The organism is Variovorax paradoxus (assembly GCF_030815975.1).
In the GTDB taxonomy this organism is placed as follows: Bacteria; Pseudomonadota; Gammaproteobacteria; order Burkholderiales; family Burkholderiaceae_C; genus Variovorax; species Variovorax paradoxus_N.
This window is the reverse complement of sequence record NZ_JAUSXL010000002.1, coordinates 2,115,028-2,132,976: the sequence shown is the minus strand read 5'-3', so window position 1 is coordinate 2,132,976 and position 17,949 is coordinate 2,115,028. Positions and strand designations below refer to the sequence as shown.

Annotated in this window: 13 protein-coding genes; 3 read left to right on the top strand and 10 right to left on the bottom strand. The window is 66.6% G+C overall.

Going from position 1 to position 17,949, the window contains the following annotated elements:
- Positions 1 to 4 precede the first annotated feature (4 nt).
- Both tssK and tssJ read right to left on the bottom strand, forming a co-directional pair.
- The gene (tssK, locus tag QFZ47_RS13805) at positions 5 to 1,300 is read right to left on the bottom strand and encodes a type VI secretion system baseplate subunit TssK (RefSeq protein ID WP_307658938.1); all 1,296 of its coding nucleotides are present in this window, start codon (positions 1,298 to 1,300) and stop codon (positions 5 to 7) included.
- A gap of 243 nt (positions 1,301 to 1,543) precedes the next feature.
- Complete coding sequence (tssJ, locus tag QFZ47_RS13800) at positions 1,544 to 2,200, bottom strand: type VI secretion system lipoprotein TssJ (RefSeq protein WP_307656169.1); 657 nt, start codon at positions 2,198 to 2,200, stop codon at positions 1,544 to 1,546.
- 11 nt (positions 2,201 to 2,211) lie between these two features.
- On the opposite strand from tssJ, the gene QFZ47_RS13795 reads away from it, so the two are divergent.
- The 3 genes from QFZ47_RS13795 to QFZ47_RS13785 all read left to right on the top strand — a co-directional run bounded on the left by QFZ47_RS13795 (position 2,212) and on the right by QFZ47_RS13785 (position 5,511).
- Positions 2,212 to 2,595: a TssQ family T6SS-associated lipoprotein gene (locus QFZ47_RS13795; protein WP_307656168.1), complete on the top strand. Its 384-nt coding sequence runs from the start codon at positions 2,212 to 2,214 to the stop codon at positions 2,593 to 2,595.
- Between the two features lie 131 nt (positions 2,596 to 2,726).
- On the top strand, positions 2,727 to 4,703 hold the full coding sequence (tagH, locus tag QFZ47_RS13790) for a type VI secretion system-associated FHA domain protein TagH (RefSeq protein WP_307656167.1): 1,977 nt from the start codon (positions 2,727 to 2,729) through the stop codon (positions 4,701 to 4,703).
- Complete coding sequence (locus QFZ47_RS13785; protein WP_307656166.1) at positions 4,696 to 5,511, top strand: PP2C family protein-serine/threonine phosphatase; 816 nt, start codon at positions 4,696 to 4,698, stop codon at positions 5,509 to 5,511. The genes tagH and QFZ47_RS13785 overlap by 8 nt, the downstream gene beginning before the upstream one ends.
- A gap of 30 nt (positions 5,512 to 5,541) precedes the next feature.
- Here QFZ47_RS13785 and QFZ47_RS13780 read toward each other — a convergent pair whose 3' ends face one another.
- From QFZ47_RS13780 to QFZ47_RS13745, 8 genes are read right to left on the bottom strand one after another with little or no spacing between them, the layout of a single operon-like run.
- Entirely contained in the window at positions 5,542 to 5,925 is a 384-nt protein-coding gene (locus QFZ47_RS13780; protein WP_307656165.1) for a DUF4150 domain-containing protein, read from the bottom strand.
- A 44-nt stretch (positions 5,926 to 5,969) separates the two neighbouring features.
- The gene (locus QFZ47_RS13775) at positions 5,970 to 6,662 is read right to left on the bottom strand and encodes a DUF3540 domain-containing protein (RefSeq protein ID WP_307656164.1); all 693 of its coding nucleotides are present in this window, start codon (positions 6,660 to 6,662) and stop codon (positions 5,970 to 5,972) included.
- 20 nt (positions 6,663 to 6,682) lie between these two features.
- Positions 6,683 to 7,738 (bottom strand): pentapeptide repeat-containing protein, encoded by a 1,056-nt coding sequence (locus QFZ47_RS13770; RefSeq protein ID WP_307656163.1) that lies wholly within the window; start codon positions 7,736 to 7,738, stop codon positions 6,683 to 6,685.
- On the bottom strand, positions 7,735 to 10,416 hold the full coding sequence (locus tag QFZ47_RS13765) for a DUF2169 family type VI secretion system accessory protein (protein ID WP_307656162.1): 2,682 nt from the start codon (positions 10,414 to 10,416) through the stop codon (positions 7,735 to 7,737). The genes QFZ47_RS13770 and QFZ47_RS13765 overlap by 4 nt, the downstream gene beginning before the upstream one ends.
- Entirely contained in the window at positions 10,413 to 10,853 is a 441-nt protein-coding gene (locus QFZ47_RS13760; RefSeq protein ID WP_307656161.1) for a DUF3592 domain-containing protein, read from the bottom strand. The genes QFZ47_RS13765 and QFZ47_RS13760 overlap by 4 nt, the downstream gene beginning before the upstream one ends.
- Positions 10,854 to 10,883: 30 nt before the next feature.
- Positions 10,884 to 13,217 carry a type VI secretion system Vgr family protein gene (locus tag QFZ47_RS13755; RefSeq protein WP_307656160.1) on the bottom strand — a complete coding sequence of 778 codons (2,334 nt, stop codon included), beginning with the start codon at positions 13,215 to 13,217 and terminating at the stop codon, positions 10,884 to 10,886.
- Positions 13,218 to 13,248: 31 nt separating this feature from the next.
- Complete coding sequence (locus tag QFZ47_RS13750; RefSeq protein ID WP_307656159.1) at positions 13,249 to 15,576, bottom strand: type VI secretion system Vgr family protein; 2,328 nt, start codon at positions 15,574 to 15,576, stop codon at positions 13,249 to 13,251.
- A gap of 30 nt (positions 15,577 to 15,606) precedes the next feature.
- A complete protein-coding gene (locus QFZ47_RS13745) occupies positions 15,607 to 17,943 on the bottom strand; it encodes a type VI secretion system Vgr family protein (RefSeq protein WP_307656158.1) in 2,337 nt (778 codons plus the stop codon).
- Positions 17,944 to 17,949: the final 6 nt, after the last annotated feature.

Genomic DNA, 17,949 nt, shown 5'->3' with positions numbered 1-17,949 from the left:
TCCCTCACGGACGAATTGCCCAGAACTCCATGGCCAGGCCCGGGAAGTCGCCGGCCAGGTGCATTGCAACGCCGCCCGATTTTTCGAGCTGGCGCCACATGTCGCCACTCTTGTCGAGTTCGAAATAGTGGTAGCCCGCGTTGTATGGAATCTGGCGCGGGGCTACCGGCAGTGGCCGCACCGCCACGCCCGGCAGCTGCAGCTGCACGAGGTCGCGGATGCGCTCGACCGAGCCGATCTTGACCTGCGTCGGAAAGCGCTGCTGGATGGCTTCGGCGGGCAGGTTGGCATGCACCGCGAGCACGAAGCCCGCGTTGCGCACGAGCACCGGATCGGGCATGCGGCCCACGCGCACGCCATGGCTGCGCTCCTCGAGCTCGATGGCGATGGCGCTCTGCTCGAGCACCGCCGAGAGCGAGCGCCGCAGCTCTTCCATCAGCGGCCGGATGCTCTCGTTGAGATTGTCGTGGTCGTACTTCGGCCACACCACGGGGCGCCGCGTGGGCGAGGTGTGCGTGGCGAGATGGCAGGCCAGCTTGAACCAGTCGACGAACAGTTCCTCGGGATGCACCTGCACCGCATGCTGCGCATGCCAGGTCAGCGCGAGATAGCGGTTGACGAGTTCGAGCAAAAGAAAGTCGGAGACCTCGCTCACGCCGCCGCGGCCGGGCTGCGAGAGCCGCGAGGCCAGGGCCTCGGAGCGCTGCGTGAGCAGGCCGTGCAGCTCGGCCACCATGCTGCGCAGCATGGGGTGCGCCGACGCATCGAGCACCGGCGGAATGTAGTTGGCGTCGATCACCAGCTTGTGGTCGGTGCGCCGCTCGATCACGCGCACCGCGCCGATGGCCTGCCACTCGGCCGTGAGCGACGATGCGCGCGCCAGGCGCAGGCGCGGCTTGGCAAGCTGCAGCACCGCCGGGCCGAGCGCCACCGAATTGCCGTCGGCCACCTCGCGCTCGACCACGCCGAAGCGCGCGGCCGAGCCTTCGTTCTCCGCGAAGATGATTTCTTCGCTGCCCGTGCGGCGCAGCGGCAGCGCAAGCACGATGAGCTCGTCGGTCAGGTCGTTCGGCACCTCGTAGGGCAGTGGCGCATCGTCGGCGCCGAACGAGAACGGCGTGCCGTCGGGCAGCACGCCCGCGCCGCCGAGCAGCGACACGCGGCCGAGCGCATGGGCATCGCGGTCGATGTCCAGCTGCAGCCATCCCCAATAGGCACCTTGCAGGCCCGCTGTGCGGCGCGTGACGTACTGCTCGACATAGCGCTCCAGTTGCTGGAAATGCTGCGGCCGCAGGTACATGCCTTCGGACCACACCACGCGATTCGCCAACGCCTGCGGAAGGGCGCCTTGCTTGCCGGCGCCCGGATTGCGAACTGTCACCAAAGAACCTCCTGGGGAGTGCCCACACTGAAGCGGGAGGTGCTGCTAACGGCCTCCCGATTGAATTGGTTTTTTTCTCTGATGCTACACGGCGCTTCTTACGTTTTGCACCGCTTTTCGCGTGCGAATTTCTCGCACTTTCTAGCTACAAAGCCGAGAAAATTAACGACTTGGTAGTAACTCGATGCCGCTCTTGCGGATCGCGATGCGCACGGTTTGCTCGCTCGGAGAAAACTGCCACACCTTGTAGAGATTGGTTTGCTTGGGCTCCTTGAGCGGCAGCACGATGCGCCATCGCGCGGCCTCGAGCTTGCGGTAGCCGGCAATGATGCCGATGGCACGCGAATCGAGCCCGGCCTCGCGCTTGAAGACACGCTCTTCGCCGCTGCGCATGATGGCCTGGTCGGCGTTCACGAGTTCCGTCGAAAGCGTTTCGCGGTCGCGGTCCTGTAGTGCAAAGTAGTCTGCTGTCTCGAAGTTACCGGAAGATTTCAGTTCGAAGACCTTGACGAGAATCGGCGCCGGCTGGCCGCGTCCGTCGGGGTTGACGCCATCGTCGATCCTGATGGTCACTGCGTAGGGCGTGGGCAATGACTTCGCAGTCGATGCGCATCCACCGAGGCCACCGAGCAACGGTGCGGTTGCAAGTGCGCCTTGAAGCAGGGTTCGTCGATGCATTGAGATCTTCCCTTGTGGTTCGCGGCCTATATTATCGAAGTCGTGCGCACGAATCGCATTGCATCGCGTGCCTGTCGCATGACAGCGGCACACTATCTCAAGCATTGCCTTTTGCAAGGTAGGAGAGAAGATTGAAGTCATGTCTGCCTGCTTTGGCGTTCACCCTGGTTCTGGCCGCTGGTTGCGCAACCAAGCCACCGCCCGAGCCGCCGCAACCCGAACGCCTGAGCCAGCAGGTGGCGCGCAGCACGCTCGAACGCGCGCAACAGGCCTATGACGAAGGCGACTACGCCAAGGCCATCACCACGCTCAAGAGCGGTGGCGTCTCGGTGTTCGAGGCCGCGGAGCCGGCCACGCGGCTCGATGCCATGAAGCTCGAAGCGTTCAGCTATTGCGTGGCCAACCAGGTGCCTGAATGCCGCGCGCAATTCCGCAAGCTCATGGACGCGTTCCCGAACTTCGACCTCACCGTTGCCGAGCGCAAGCACCCGGTGTGGGGCCCTGCCTTCGAGGCCGCCAAGCGAATGAAGCGTTGAGCGCCGCAAGGGATGAGCCGCGGCTCGACATAGATGGAAATCCATGAACCCCCACGTTCATCACTGTGTGTATTCACTGCCCCCCGAGGGGGCGCAGACCGCCCTTGGGGCGGCCCGGCGGGAGGTCTGATATGCGTTGGACGGTGATCGAACATGCCGGCAAGCCGGTGGCCGCGGGGCCCTCGGCCTTGCTCGCGGCACCCGGCGGAACCATCGGGCGCAGCCCCGACAACCACCTGGTGCTGCCCGACGAGCAGCGCCAGATCTCGCGCCTGCAGGCCACCGTGCGCTTCGACGACAGTGGCGTGACGGTGCTGCGCAACATGAGCGCGGTGCTGCCCATCGGCGTCAACGAGCGCACGCTGCAGCACGAGCAGGAATCGCCGATCGCCGACGGCGACCGCGTGACCATCGGGAGCTATGTGCTGGTGGCGGGGAGCGCGCAACGCGCCGTGCCTGTCGAGGCCGCCGCGCCCGTGATGGCAGCACCACCGCCGGCCGCGCTTGTGCGCAATGCATCGCCGGCCGGCGCCATGGCGCAAGCGCCGATGGACTCGCTGCTGCCGGCGGCGCCCGTCTCCGATGTGTTCTCGGACCTCTTCGGCGCAGGCGCGCTGCCGATCGGCGATGCGCAGCCCGTGACCGTGGCGAGGCCACCGCCGGCCGTGCCGGCACCACCGCCCGCCGAAGCATTTGCGGCCGCGCCGGTGCCCGCGGCCTCGCCCTCGCCCTCGCCCTCGCCCTCGCCCTCGCCCTCGCCAGCCCCATCGCCGGCAAGCACTCATCCAGGCGCCTCGCAGATTCCCTCCGCCGCCGATTGGGATGCCATCCTCGCAAATGCGCCGCGCCGCGAAGCGAGCGCCTCCGAGCCCATGCCCGACCCGATGGCGCACGAGCCTTTCGAGCTGCCCTCGCAGGCACGCAGGAATCCGGTCGACCCGCTGGCCGAGCTGAACCCGCGTGCGGAAGAGGGCATGTCCGACGTGGCGCTCAAGCGCGGCATGGACCCGCTGTCCTTCTTTGCCGCCGACAACGACGCGCCCTCGCCGCTTTCCGATCCGCGCCCCACCGCGCTGACCCACGAAGATCCGCTCAGCGACGTGCATCCGGCCGTCGATCTGCTGACCAGGCCGGCGGCACCGCAGGGGTACGGCCACTCGAACCATGCGCGGGAACTGACGGCGCAATTCAGGCCGCCGAACCCGGTGGCCTTTGATGCGCCGGCTGCGAAGACCATCGAGGCGCAGGTGTCCGCGTCGACCGAACCGCCATCTTCGCCACCGCCACCGACACCGCCGCCGCCGCCGCCATCGCCAGCACCAGCACCAGCACCAGCAGCACCGGTGCCGGTCACAGCCACAGCCGCCCACGCGGACATTTCTCCTCCTGCAAAGGCCGCGCCGGCTGAACCGCCCGCGCCGGAACCGAAGCCCGCTGCTGCTGCGCCTTCGCCGGTGGCTGCGCCTACAGCCCCCGCCGCAGCGCCCTCATCGACACCGTCCTCCTCGGACGAACTCTTCAAGGCTTTTCTCGAAGGTGCCGGCGTGCCCGACGTGGCCGGCCAGCAGCCGCTGGACGCCGAAGCCATGCGGCGCCTCGGCCGGCTCATGCGCGCGTTCACCGACGGCACCATCGAGCTGCTCTCGTCGCGCGCCATGCTCAAGCGCGAAGTGCGCGCCGAGATCACGATGATCGTCGACGAAGAGAACAACCCCTTCAAGATTCTTCCCAACGGCCGCGCCGTGCTGATGCAGATGTTCGGCGCGCGCATGCCCGGCTTCCTGGCGCCCGAAGCGGCCGTGCACGACGCGCTCGGCGACCTGCAGTCGCATCAGCTCGGCATGGTGGCCGGCATGCGCGCCGCGCTGCTCACGGTGCTCAAGCGCTTCGACCCCGCAGCATTGAACACCGCGACGCCGCACGACGGCGGACTGGGCGAGAAGCTGCTGCCCGGCGGCCGCGAGGCGCGCCTGTGGCGCCAGCTGCAGAAGCTGCATGCCGAGACCACCGCGGCCGTCGAGGACGATTTCCAGGCCGTCTTCGGCCGGGCCTTCCAGCAGGCCTACGACAAGGAGATGGAACGGTTGAAGGAGGCGCGCCGTGCTTGAGACCGCTCCCCGCGCCTTTTCGGTTCCCATCTCGACCTCGCAGTTCTCCTGCGTGGGCGAGCGCAGCGGCAACCAGGACGCCATCGGCTACCACCTCGACGAATACAACGCCTGTTTCGTCGTGAGCGACGGCGTCGGCGGCAACGCGGGCGGCGAACTGGCCGCGCGCATCGCGGTCGATACCGCGCTCAACACCTTCGTCGACAACCCGTCGGTGGCGCAGCATGACATCCAGCAGGCCGTGAAGGCCGCCAACGACGCCATCCTTGCCAAGCAGCGCGAGCTGGCCGACCAGAACAGGATGAGCGCGACCATCGTCTCGCTGTTCGTGGACCGCACCAGCGGCCAGGCCTGCTGGGCCCATGTCGGCGACAGCCGTCTCTACTGGTTCCGCCGCGGCGCGCTGATGCAGCGCACCGAGGACCACAGCCTGTCGGAGCGCTCGGGCGAAGCCGCCATGGGCAATGGCGCCAACGGCGGCGAACGGCTGGTGAAGACCAATTTGCTGTACCGCGCGCTCGGCGCCCGGGCCACGGCGGAAACCACCGTGTCGACGCCGCAGCGCCTTGCCGACGGCGATGCGTTTTTGCTGTGCACGGACGGCTTGTGGCAGCTCATCTCGCAACAGGTGATGGAGCGCTCGCTGCAGTTGGCCGACAGCGCCGAGGAATGGCTCGCGCTGCTGCGCCGCGCGGCCGAAGCCAAAGCCGACGAGTCGCGCGACAACTATTCGGCGCTGGCGGTGTGGGTGGGGTTTCCGCAGCAGGTAACGCTGGCGGGGACGGCGGTGGCGCGCGGTACCGCCTGACGCCCCTCGCTGTCTTTCTCTCAGTGACTTTCAGGCCATCAGCACCAGGATCTTGGGCTGGCTCGGCACGATGCGCATGCCCATCGCGTTGCCGCGATTCTGTCGCGTCATGCTCGTCAGGCGCGTCTGCGCCGAGCCCTTGATCAGCATCGTGAACGCGCCCAGCGTGTGCTGGGACTGGCCCATCACGCTCTGCACCGCCACGCCCAGGCCGATGCCCGCGTTGTCGCCGAAGGTGATCGGCGTGCGCGTCGCCAGGTTGTGCGCGGGGGTGCACAGGTAGAGGATGTTCCAGGCTTTCGGAATCGCGGTGGGGCCGAGCGCGAAGTTGGGGTATGGAATCGGAATGGCCGGCGTCTTGCAGACGTCGGGAATGGCAAGGTCCATGCCCATCAACTGGCAATTGGCAAACATGCGGTGTCTCCTTCGATGATTGGAAAGCTTGGGCAGGCTGTGCTTCAGCCCATGTGAATCTGGCTGGCGTCGGCCTTGATCAGGTCCTGCGCCGTGACCACGGTGTTCCTGCCGTGCAGCCGCGCCATCTCGCTGGCCTGGTAGTCGATGTGCGACGCTCGCACCTGGTCGATGCCCTCGGTCATCCGAAATGCGGTCTTGCTCAGGTGCACCAGTCGGTCGACGATGACTTCGTAGACGCGGCCGATCACGCGCATGCTGAGCACCCTGGCCTCGGCCTCCTCGCCCTGGTAGGCGAGCCGGCCCACGCGGCAGTCAGCCGTGTCAGCGTCGATTTCCAGCTGCGGCGTATCCATGCACAGGCGTTCGCGGCCCTGCAGCGACAGCCGCGTCGCACTTTCGATGCTGACCGCGCCGCGCTCGGAAGCCAGGGTGAGATCGCCGCTCACGTCCAGGCGCGAGGTGCGCGCATCGGCCTGCTCGGCCACTGCGGTGAGATAGAGGCGCTTCGCATCGGGCCCGCTCACGAGCACCAGGTCGCCGATCTCGGGGCGCAGCAGGCAGCTGGCGGCACGCTGGCAATGCAGCACGCGGCCGTCGCTCTCGACGCTGTAGAGGCCGCCGGGCAACGCCGAGGTGACGCTGCCGAGCGCGTTGACGGCGCCGCCCTCCGCGCTCGTGCGCTGCTCGGTGGCTGTTGGTTGGATGGATGGAGATCTCAGGGAAGCGACATTCATGGGGAACCTCGATGTCCTTGTCAGGGTCTGGCTCGACGCGCCGAGAATTCCTCGGCCGCGAAAAGATCGGGATCGTTCGGCAGCAAGCCGCCGCGATCGGAAAAGCGCGTGCCTTCGGTCAGCGCACGGTGCATCTTCGTGCGCATGAACGTGGCGCCCCCGAAGTCGGCGTCGTGCAGGTCGGCATACGAAAAATCGGCGTATGTCAGCGTCGATTCCCCGAAGCTGGCCGCGCCGCAGCGCGCACGGTGGAACACGCACTGCTCGAGATCGGCGCCAGTGAAATCGACGCCTTCCAGGTCGGCATCGATCCAGATGCTCTGGGTGAATACCCCACCCGTGCACGCCACGCCCTTCATGCGCACTTGCGGAAAGAGGCACTGCGGCGCGCGCACACGCCGCAGGTTGCCGCCTTCGAGCAGCGCACCCTTGAAGTTGCAGCGCGCGAGCGTCGCGCCTTCAAAGTCGCAGTCGCTGAGGTCGGCGTCGGTGAACTGGCAGTTCTCGAAAGACTGGCCGCGAAAGGCCTGCCCCGCGAGCTTGGACTCGATGAAGATGGTCTTGTCGTAGCTGCAGCCGGCGAACACCGCCGAGCGCAGGTCGGTCCGATAGAACGTGGCGCGCACCTGCACGCGCGAGAAATCGGCGCGCAGCAGCGTGCATGAATAGACGCTGAGCTTTTCCAGGCGGACGTCGGCGAACGATGCGTCGTCCAGCACGTCGTTGTCGAACGAGGCATGGCCCAGGTCCGCGCCCGAGAAGTCCACGCCCGCCAGGTTGCAGCTCTCGAACATGACGCCGTCGAGCGTTGCGCCGGGCATGCGCGCACCGGGCGCCTCGCACCGGCTGAAGACGCATTCGACCAGCACCGCCGAGGCGAGGTCCGCATCGGCGAAGCGGCACTGGTTGAACACGCTGCCTTCGAGCTTCGCGCCCGAGAGATCGGCCCCGCTGAAATCGCACGACGAGAAGATGCCGCCCGACAGGTCGAAGCCGTGGAAGTCCAGCCCCTTCAGGTTTTTTTCGCGGACCTCGTCGCCGTGCTGGACCATGGCCTGGATGCGTGTGGGCGTCATGGCCTGTCCGCCTCCGTCGGCTGCGGCGCGCGCCGGGGCACGGTCTTGACCTGCCCGGTGTAGGCCTCGTCGAAACGGGTGAACTCGTCGATCAGGCACTGGCCCAGGTCGGCCTGGAACAGGTTCGCGCGATGGAAGTTGGCCGAGGCGAGCAAGGCCTTCTGCAGGTTCGCGCCGATCAGGTTCGCACCGGCGAGCGTTGCACCCGTGAGATCGGTGCGCACGAAGCTCGAATCCCGTGCGTCGGCGTCCACCAGCACGGCATGGCGCATCGAGGCGTTCGAGAAGTCGGTGTTGTCCATCCGCGCGCCGGTGAAATCGGCGGCATCGAGCACCGCGTCGCGCAGGTTGCAGTCGATCAGCACCGCGCGCTGGAATTTCGTCTCGCCCAGCTTGCTGGCGCCGACGAAGCAGGTGCTCTCCACGCGCGCATCCGAGAAATCGACGCCGCCGCGGCATTCGCTGTCGGTCCAGTCGCAGGTGTCGAGCGCGGCGCCCGCAAAAACCATTCCGGAGACGACGCAGTTGTGCCATGAGACCTTGCGCAGGCGCGCATGGTCGAAGCTGACCCGGTGCAGTTCGCTCTCGTCGAAAAAGTCCACCGAGACGAGTTGCGCGCGGTCGAACCTGCAGTCGCTCAGATGGGCCTTGTCCAGCGTCAGGTCATCGAGCTTCGCATCCGAGAAATCGCAGCCCTCGGCACGCAGCTCGTCGAGCTGGGTCCCGTCGAAGCGGGCTCCCGAGAAATCGGCGCTCTCGCAGATGGCCAGCACCATGTTGGCCTTGGCGAAGCCGGCGCCGCGCAGCGAGGTGCGCGAAAAGCGTGCGCGCACCAGCAGCGCCTCGCCGAAGTCAGCGTCGTCGAGCACGCAACCGCTGAAGTCGGCGCTCTCCAGCAGCGTGCGCCGCCAGCGCGTGCCGCGCAGGTCCATGCCCGAGAAGTCCGCGCCGGTGAGGTCCAGGTCCGAGAAGTCGCGGCCATCGGCCAGGATGCGTTCGGCCTCGGCGCGCGTTTGCGCGGCCGCCTCGGGCGACATCGCATCGGCCGCATCCTGGTGCTGCGCCATGCGCCGGTAGTTGGCGGTGAGCTGGTCGCCCGCGGTTCGGGACAGTTGCTTCAACTCATCGGCCGCCTCTTGCGACATGGGGCGCGTGCCCGGCGCGGCGGGCGACTGCCGCAGCTTCTCGATGCGCGACCAGGCGTCGATCTTCGGCGGCCCCTTCTGCTTCGCAGTCATGCTCTGCCCCATCAGCGTCGAGCTGTCGAAGCCCGCCTTGCGCGATTCGACCGCATTGGCTTCGGCAGCCGCCGCCATCTCGGCGCGCACCTCTTCCATCTTCGCGCGCTGGTCCGCGATCATGGCGCGCGTCTTCTCGATGTAGGATGGCAACTCACGCATCGACGTCGGCGGCTTGGGCGCCGCCATGTCGCTCTCCTGCGCTTCGAAGCGGGACATGTCGACGCCGTCCCGCTTGGCCTTCTCCCGCACTTCCGAGCGCATGCGCTCGGCGCGCGCCTCCATGTTGCGCCGCAGGGGCGACGGCGGCAGCGCAGTGAGGTCCAGTTCGGGCCACGGGCCAAGGATGTGCTCGGGCATCAGCTGCTCGTCGCGCAAGAGGTAGAGCGCGCGGTCTTCGGCCTCGCAGCGGATCACCAGCACCTCGCGGTAGTCCGCGAGCGGCAGCGGCGGCGCGCTGCCCTCCTCCATCGCCATCATGGCGTGGCTGATGTCGGCGGCATCGTCCTCGGCGATCTCGGTCACGCCGTGATAGACCAGGCCGATGCGCTCCAGATGCGGAAAGAACCATGCGGTACTCAGGTGCAGCGGCAGGTCTTCGAGCACCGCGCCGTCGAGCTTGTTGCGATACGCGCCGCGCACCACGAAGCCGCGCGCGCGCCAGTCGGGAATGCGGCCCCGCTGCACCGGGTATCCGGGGTGCATGTTCAGGATCTCGAACTCGGCGCCGGCCAGTTCGCCGTCGCCGGGCGCGAGCCACTGGTCCGGCGGCGCGGCGTTGAAGTAGTTCCAGTCCATGTCGCGCGCATAGCCCGGAAAGAGGTTCTGCTTCCAGTGCTCGTCGTACTGCTTTCCGAGGCGCTGCATGCGCGAGGGCCGCTCGATGCCGACCAGGCCGAATCCCGCGGGAACGGCCTGCTGGTCGGGACGGTGCAGCATCGCGTGCGGCAGCTCGATGTTGGGCAGGCGGCGCGTGCGCAGGCCGTTGACGAGCTCGTCCGCATGGCCGATGCCCTCGGGGTTCTCGGCAAATCCGGGGCCGCCGAAAGCGTGCTGCCAATCGAGCCGCAGCGTGTCGAACGGTTGCGGCGCGCTCGCGCGGCCGTCGACCCAGAAGCGGTCACCGAACACGTGCAGCGCCTTGGTGCGCCGGCCAACCCGCACCGCCACCGCGCTCTGTGTGCGGTCGGGCTGGTGGCAGGTGTAGGCATTGCCCGTCACGAGGAACTCGGGGTTCGCCTTGGGCATGCCGAGATCGAAGGAGAACTCGCTGCCGAGCTCGGCGGCGAAGGTTTTCCAGCAATCGGGTTCCGGCACCAGCTTCGCGTCGCGGCCGAAGCCGTCGGTCATGACGATCGCGGTCATGGCAAGCCAGTGGCGGCGGTCCTTGATGAAGGGACGGGTGAGCATGCTCATGCGCAGCGGCTTGAAGATCTTCATGCGGCGGTCGTGCTCGGAATCTCGACCTGCGTGCGATCGCGGTCGATCGCCACCAGCGGCGGCACGCTGTCGGAATACAGCACATGCACCTTGCTGCCCCTGACGAAGGTCGAGAGCAGGTCCTCGTCGATGAAGGTCCTCAGCGTGGCCTCGCGCAGTTCGCCCTGCTCGTCGCGAAAGGCCAGGCGCAGTTCGGTCGCCGTCATGCCCGCGCCGTGCCGCCCGCGCTTGGTGAGCTGGCCGGGCGGGCGCGCGAGTCCGAGCACCTCGGCCTCAGCCTGCCGTGCATGGCCCCGCAGTTGCGCCCAGTGCCGCTCCTCGTGTTTGTATTCGGAGTTGGTGGTTACGGTGCTCCACACCAGGAAGACGGACAGGATCACCGCGGCAACCATCGCGATCGCGCCTATCGTGCCAAGCAATATCTCAGACCATGCCATGCAGTACTTTTCCTCCGAGAGGTGCGGGCCTCATTCGGTGTTGCTCAGGTCGCCGGACTGCGTTTCTTCCAGGGCCACGTCGACCTCCACCGCCTTGGTCTCCTTCAGCTTGATGACGACGTTCTCCTTGCGCCAGACCCAGTCGATGAAGTTGACCAGCGACAGATTGACGAAGACCACGGAATTGATCCAGTTGAGACCCGAGGTCAGGATCTTGATGCCGTACAGGTCGTAGGACGCCAAGGTCGCCGTGGCCTGGAATCCAGTGCCTTCCTTCACATTGCGCTGGTACCAGGTCTGGCTGTCGGCGTTCACCTTCTGGCTGGGCGTGTTGTAGGTCGTCACGTCCGCATTGATCGTGAAGTTGGTGACGTTGACGGTGAAATCCTTGCTCGTATAGGTGATGTCGGGCGCGGTGACCGTCTTCGGGCCGGTGACCACCGTGTTGTCGGGGCCGAGCACCAGCTTGCCGTCGAAGGCGTTGATGATCTCGACCCGGCCGCTGCCCGTGATGCGGATGTCCGCGCCCGCGACCAGCCGCAGCACCGAACCGTTGACCGTGACGATCACGTCGCCGTTCACCGTCTCGACGATGCCGCCGTTCACCAGGCGCCGTTCGCCGCCGGTGATGGTCTCGATCGCGCCGCCGGTGATGGTGCGCGTCTCGCCGCCCGACACCGTCTCGGTGGCCCCGTCGTGCACGGTGCGGGTTTCGCCGCCGCCGATGGTTTCGAGCGCGCCGGCGGTGATGTGGCGTTCCTCGCCCGTCTCGAAGGTGGACGACTCGTGGCCCTTGATGAGCGTGGTGCGCGTCTTCTGGGTGGTGTGCGTCTCGTCGCCCTCCACTTCCACGTCGAGCCTGCGCTCGGCATGCAGCAGGACCTGCTCGGCGCCGCTCCTGTCCTCGAACACCATGGCGTTGGCACTGGCCGGCGAGCCGCCCTTGGTCGAACGCGACACGATGCCGCTTTTGGTGTCTTCGGCCGGCAGGTCCAGCGGCGGCATCTGCTCGGCGTTGTAGACGCGGCCGATCACGATCGGGCGGTCGACGCGGCCGGCGATGAAATCGACGATCACCTCCTGCCCGATGCGCGGCACGTGCACGGTGCCGAAGCCGTCGCCGGCCCAGGCCTGGGAGACGCGCACCCAGAACGAGCTGTCTTGGTTGTTCTGCCCCATGCGGTCCCAGTGGAACTGCACCTTCACGCGGCCGTACTCGTCGGTCCAGACCTCCTCGCCCTCGGGGCCGACCACGATCGCGGTCTGCGGGCCGGTGGTGCGCGGCATTGGCGTGCGGCGCGGCGCGCGGAACGGCGCTGCCGAGGGCTGCACCATGAAATTGAAGCCGTAGCTGCCGGGCGCCCCGGGGCCGGTGGCATAGCCGCCTTCGCGCAGTGCGTAGTGAACCGACACCAGCAGGTACTCGCGGTTGTCGTCGCCGCGCGGCGCGCCCCGCATCGTGAAGCGGTAGCCCGGCGCCAGGCCGAGCACCGTAGCATGGCCGGTGCTGCGGTCGGCCAGCGACTGCGCTTCCTCGAGCCGCACACGCGCATAGTGCTCGCCGTCGCCGGCGGCGCCGTAGTCGCCCAGCCATTCGTACATGTCGTAGTCGGCGTTGGCGGTGGCCAGCGGCTGCACGCGGGCGCTCGCGAGGTCGGCCCGGGGCGTGGTGAAGTTGAAGTCGTTGACGGTGTAGCTGCCAGCACGCACTTCGGCCGTGACCTGCCAGTCATCGATCACCTCGATGTCCTCGGTGTCGGGACGGTCGGTCGCGAAGCAGTCGATGCAGGCATAGCCGGGCAGTTCGTCGTGCGCCGAGATGTCATCGGACAGCATCAGTGTGTGCTGGCTCTTCTCGTGCCTGAACCAGTAGTAGATGCCCTCCAGCTCCATCAGCCGGCAGACGAAGGCGTAGTCCGTTTCCTCGTACTGCGCGCAGAAGTCCCACGCCCGGTAGCTGCCGCAGAGTTTTTTCTCGAACGCGTAGCCGTAGGCGCCCAGCACCTCTTCGATCATCTCGACCGCGGTGCAACCCTGGAAGGTGCGGTTGCGGCTCGCGCGCGTGAGGTACCAGAGCCATGGCCGCATGGTCGCGCGATAAACGGTGTGGCGCACCATGCCGTCCTCGCGACCAATGCGCGCGAAGCGCGTCACCTCGCCGTGCAGGAAACGCGGGGCCGCGGCCGTGCGGATTTCCAGCACCAGCGACTTGCCCAGCAGCGACGCGCTCGCGATCGACGGGTTGGTGCTCAGCAACTCGACCTCGAACTCGAACAGCTCCGACAGCGCCTCGCTGCCGTGCATCGCGCGAAAGAACAGCTGGTCTTCGCCGAGCGGCGTGTGGGCACGGACTATTCTTGCCATGGCGTGTCTTTCCTTTCTGCCTGGACGGCGCTCATTTCTTGTTGCGCTTCAGGTTGACAGTGACCACGAACGGCCCCTTTTTTTGGACGGTGCCCGCTTTGACGCGACTCTTCACGTTGACCTTGATGTTGATGAGCGCGTCGAGCCAGAACAGGTATGACCAGTTCGCGAAGATTCCGCTGAGCATGGTGTTCACCCCCGCCACCTGCACCTTGATGCCGAACAGGTCGGTGGCACCGATGAACAGCCGCACGCGCTGGTTCGACACGATGTCCTTCTGCTGGTCGACCCAGCCCTGGTCGGCGGCATTGCCGGTGTAGCCCGGCGTGTTGAGAATCGCGACCTTCGCATTGAGCGTGTAGTTGACGGTGTTGATCGTGTAGTTGGTGCTGTTGTAGGTCATGGTCGGCGCCGACACCGTCTTCGTGCCCGTCACCGTGGTCGAGTGTGGGCCGAGTACCAGCTTGCCGTCCATGGCGTTGATGATCTCGAGCCGGCCGGCCGCGGTGACGCGAATGTCCGCACCGGTGACCAGGCGCACCGTGCTGCCGTTCACCGCAAGCACGACGTTGCCGTTGTCGGTCTCCACGATGCCGCCATTCACCGTGCGCGTCTCTCCGCCGCTGATCGTCTCGATCGCCCCGCCCGTGATCGTGCGCTCCTCGCCCTCCGTCACCGTCTCCGTCGCACCGCCCGTCACCGTGCGCTCCTCGCCGCCATCGATGGTCTCCACCGCCCCGCCCGTGATGTGCCGCTCTTCCCCCGTCTCGTAGGTGGCCGACTCGTGACCCTTGATCAGCGTGGTGCGCGTCCTGTTCGTCGTGTGCGTCTCGTCGCCCTCCACCTCCACGTCGAGGTTGCGCTGCGCGTGCACCAATATCTGCTCGGCCCCCATCCTGTCCTCGAACACGAAGGCATTGGCCGTGGCCTCCGAGCCGCCCTTGGATGACCGCGTGACGATCCCGCTCTTGGTCGCCTCGCCCGGCAAGGCAAACGGCGGCATCTGGTCGGCGTTGTACACGCGCCCCACGATCACCGGCCGGTCGGGCCTGCCGCCGATGAAGTCGACGATCACCTCCTGCCCGATGCGCGGCGTGAACACGCCTCCGAAGCGCTCTCCCGCCCAGATCTGCGACACCCGCACGAAGCGCGAGCTGTTCTCGTTGCGCTGGCCGTAGCGGTCCCAGTGGAACTGCACCTTCACGCGGCCGTACTGGTCGGTCCAGATCTCCTCGCCCTCAGGACCGACAACCGTCGCCGTCTGCGGGCCGCTGGTGCGCGGCGGGGGCGTGTGGCGCGGCGCCCTGAAGGCCAGCGCGGTGGGCTGCACCACGAAGTCGAAGTTGTATTCGCCGTCCTCCGCGCCCGTCGCATAGCCGCCTTCGCGCAGCGAATACGACACGGCCACGGCCAGGTACTCCTGGTTGTCGTCCGAGCGCGGCGAGTTGCGCATGGTGAACTTGTAGCCCGGCGCCATGCCGCGCACGGTCGCCTGGCCCGCGCTTCGCTGCGCCAGGGCCTGTGCCTCTTCCAGCCGCACGCGCGCGTAGTGCTCGCCGTCACCGGCAGCGGGGTAGTCACCCAGCCACTCGTACATCTCGTAGCTGGCGTTGTCGCCGCCCAGCGGCTGGCTGCGCACGTTCATCAGGTCACCCTTGGGCGTGGTGAAGTTGAAGTCGTCCACGGTGTAGCGGCCCGAGCGAAGCTCTTCGCTGGGCTGCCAGTCGCGGATGACTTCCATGTCTTGGCTGATGTCGCGGTCGGCCGCGAAGTAGTCGATGGTCTCGTAGCCGGGTATCGGATCGTGCGCGCCGATGTCGTCGGCCAGCACCAGCGTGTGCTGGTTCTGCTCGTGCTTGAAGTAGTAGTAGATGCCTTCGAGCTCCATCAGGCGGCTCACGAAGGCGAAGTCGCTCTCGTTGTACTGCACGCAGTATTCCCAGCACCGGTAGGTGCCGCCGAGCTGCTTCTCGAAGGCAAAGCCGTAGTCGCCGAACACTTCTTCCAGGATCTCGACGACGGTCTTGTCCTGGAAGATCTTGTTGTCGCTCGAGCGCGTGAGGTACCACAGCCACGGCCGTACGGTGGCCCGGTACACGGTGTGGCGCGAGGTGCCGCCTTCGCGGCCCGCCATCGAGAAGCGAACCACCTGGCCATTGAGGAAACGCGGCTCTCCCGCTGTCTGGATCTCCAGCGACAGCGGCTTGCCCAGCACCGACTTCAGATCGATCGATGCGCTCGCGCTCAGCAGGTCGACTTCGAACTCGAACGGCTGAGACAAGCCCTCCGTTCCGTTCATCGAGCGGAACATCAACCGGTCGTCGCCCAGCGGTGTGTGCGCCTTTACGACTCTGTGCATGAAGCAAGTCTCCTATTGTTTTTTTCTGACTCAAGGGGCTCTGAGGAAGAACGCGCCTCTCGCCTCCTTGACCTTGAACTTCAGGAGCTTCGAGACCACGATTCCCAGATCGCCTATTGCCACATTTTTTTTGACCCGATTCTCGTTGTCGTTCAGCAGCGCGAGATTGATGAACACGCCGTTGATCGAGGTGAAGGTCGATGCGGTCAGCATCACCTTCAAGCCGTAGAAATCGAAGGCGAGCGGCGTCCAGGCGGTTGCCTTGGCCCAGGTCGCGGCGAAATTGGTCCAGCGCCAGTGGCCGTGGTCTTCGGTGTTGACTGTCTGCTTCGGCGTGTTGTAGACGACCGCCTTTGCGGTGAGCGTGTAGCTGCTGGTGTTGAGCGTGTAATTGGTGGCGTTGTGGTCGATGGTCGGCGCATGCACTGTCTTCGGCCCTGCGACGAAAGTGGTGTCGGGGCCGAGCACCAGCTTGGTATCGATCGCGTTGATGATCTCGATGCGCCCACCGCCGACGATGCGGATGTCGGCGCCGCTCACCAGGCGCACCACACTGCCGTTCACGGTCAGCGTGACGTTGCCGTTGACGGTTTCATCGATGCCCCCGTTGACGAAGCGCGTCTCGCCGCCGCTGATCGTCTCGATCGCCCCGCCCGTGATCGTGCGCTCCTCGCCCTCCGTCACCGTCTCCGTCGCACCGCCCGTCACCGTGCGCTCCTCGCCGCCATCGATGGTCTCCACCGCCCCGCCCGTGATGTGCCGCTCTTCCCCCGTCTCGTAGGTGGCCGACTCGTGACCCTTGATCAGCGTGGTGCGCGTCCTGTTCGTCGTGTGCGTCTCGTCGCCCTCCACCTCCACGTCGAGGTTGCGCTGCGCATGCACCAATATCTGCTCGGCGCCCATCCTGTCCTCGAACACGAAGGCATTGGCCGTGGCCTCCGAGCCGCCCTTGGATGACCGCGTGACGATCCCGCTCTTGGTCGCCTCGCCCGGCAAGGCAAACGGCGGCATCTGGTCGGCGTTGTACACGCGCCCCACGATCACCGGCCGGTCGGGCCTGCCGCCGATGAAGTCGACGATCACCTCCTGCCCGATGCGCGGCGTGAACACGCCTCCGAAGCGCTCTCCCGCCCAGATCTGCGACACCCGCACAAAGCGCGAGCTGTTCTCGTTGCGCTGGCCGTACCGGTCCCAGTGGAACTGCACCTTCACGCGGCCGTACTGGTCGGTCCAGATTTCCTCGCCCTCGGGGCCGACAACCGTCGCCGTCTGCGGGCCGCTGGTGCGCGGCGGGGGCGTGTGGCGCGGCGCCCTGAAGGCCAGCGCGGTGGGCTGCACCACGAAGTCGAAGTTGTATTCGCCGTCCTCCGCGCCCGTCGCATAGCCGCCTTCGCGCAGCGAATACGACACGGCCACGGCCAGGTACTCCTGGTTGTCGTCCGAGCGCGGCGAGTTGCGCATGGTGAACTTGTAGCCCGGCGCCATGCCGCGCACGGTCGCCTGGCCCGCGCTTCGCTGCGCCAGGGCCTGTGCCTCTTCCAGCCGCACGCGCGCGTAGTGCTCGCCGTCACCGGCAGCGGGGTAGTCACCCAGCCACTCGTACATCTCGTAGCTGGCGTTGTCGCCGCCCAGCGGCTGGCTGCGCACGTTCATCAGGTCACCCTTGGGCGTGGTGAAGTTGAAGTCGTCCACGGTGTAGCGGCCCGAGCGAAGCTCTTCGCTGGGCTGCCAGTCGCGGATGACTTCCATGTCTTGGCTGATGTCGCGGTCGGCCGCGAAGTAGTCGATGGTCTCGTAGCCGGGTATCGGATCGTGCGCGCCGATGTCGTCGGCCAGCACCAGCGTGTGCTGGTTCTGCTCGTGCTTGAAGTAGTAGTAGATGCCTTCGAGCTCCATCAGGCGGCTCACGAAGGCGAAGTCGCTCTCGTTGTACTGCACGCAGTATTCCCAGCACCGGTAGGTGCCGCCGAGCTGCTTCTCGAAGGCAAAGCCGTAGTCGCCGAACACTTCTTCCAGGATCTCGACGACGGTCTTGTCCTGGAAGATCTTGTTGTCGCTCGAGCGCGTGAGGTACCACAGCCACGGCCGTACGGTGGCCCGGTACACGGTGTGGCGCGAGGTGCCGCCTTCGCGGCCCGCCATCGAGAAGCGAACCACCTGGCCATTGAGGAAACGCGGCTCACCCGCTGTCTGGATCTCCAGCGACAGCGGCTTGCCCAGTACCGACTTCAGATCGATCGATGCGCTCGCGCTCAGCAGGTCGACTTCGAACTCGAACAGCTGCGACAGACCCTCCGTTCCGCTCATCGAGCGGAACATCAGCTGCGCATCACCCAGCGGTGTGTGCGCCTTTACGACTCTCGCCATGCAGTT

What these genes read in the sequence shown, in the direction of transcription:
- tssK (WP_307658938.1), bottom strand. Translation starts at nt 1,300, where the DNA reads ATGTACCTGCGGCCGCAGCATTTCCAGCAACTGGAGCGCTATGTCGAG.
- tssJ (WP_307656169.1), bottom strand. Translation starts at nt 2,200, where the DNA reads ATGACTTCAATCTTCTCTCCTACCTTGCAAAAGGCAATGCTTGAGATA.
- tagH (WP_307656167.1), top strand. Translation starts at nt 2,727, where the DNA reads ATGCGTTGGACGGTGATCGAACATGCCGGCAAGCCGGTGGCCGCGGGG.
- QFZ47_RS13780 (WP_307656165.1), bottom strand. Translation starts at nt 5,925, where the DNA reads ATGTTTGCCAATTGCCAGTTGATGGGCATGGACCTTGCCATTCCCGAC.
- QFZ47_RS13775 (WP_307656164.1), bottom strand. Translation starts at nt 6,662, where the DNA reads ATGAATGTCGCTTCCCTGAGATCTCCATCCATCCAACCAACAGCCACC.
- QFZ47_RS13770 (WP_307656163.1), bottom strand. Translation starts at nt 7,738, where the DNA reads ATGACGCCCACACGCATCCAGGCCATGGTCCAGCACGGCGACGAGGTC.
- QFZ47_RS13765 (WP_307656162.1), bottom strand. Translation starts at nt 10,416, where the DNA reads ATGAAGATCTTCAAGCCGCTGCGCATGAGCATGCTCACCCGTCCCTTC.
- QFZ47_RS13760 (WP_307656161.1), bottom strand. Translation starts at nt 10,853, where the DNA reads ATGGCATGGTCTGAGATATTGCTTGGCACGATAGGCGCGATCGCGATG.
- QFZ47_RS13755 (WP_307656160.1), bottom strand. Translation starts at nt 13,217, where the DNA reads ATGGCAAGAATAGTCCGTGCCCACACGCCGCTCGGCGAAGACCAGCTG.
- QFZ47_RS13750 (WP_307656159.1), bottom strand. Translation starts at nt 15,576, where the DNA reads ATGCACAGAGTCGTAAAGGCGCACACACCGCTGGGCGACGACCGGTTG.
- QFZ47_RS13745 (WP_307656158.1), bottom strand. Translation starts at nt 17,943, where the DNA reads ATGGCGAGAGTCGTAAAGGCGCACACACCGCTGGGTGATGCGCAGCTG.